Below are 277 nucleotides of genomic sequence, written 5' to 3' on the forward strand. Positions count from 1 at the left end.
CTGCCTTTCGCTTTCTGGGCTTCTTTCAGAGAATCACTGATAATAATCGCCGCCCCCGTACGCTCACGGTACAAACCAAAATTCTTGGAGCAAGAGGTGGCAACAATCATTTCTTCCACATTGTCAGCCAGATGACGTAAACCGGCAGCATCTTGCTCCAGACCGTCACCAAATCCCTGATAAGCGATATCAACAAATGGCAGGAAACCATTTTTATTCGCCAGCTCAGTGATTGCTTTCCAGTCATCAAATGAGATGTCCGCGCCTGTCGGGTTAT

General features: G+C 47.7%; 1 protein-coding gene. It reads right to left on the reverse strand.

Annotated features, from left to right (window positions below):
* Positions 1 to 277, reverse strand: a 277-nt coding sequence (locus tag ACYP03_RS25990) for an aminotransferase class I/II-fold pyridoxal phosphate-dependent enzyme (protein WP_459782672.1), incomplete at both ends; no start/stop codon positions are given.

The organism is Photobacterium sp. R1, assembly GCF_054600795.1.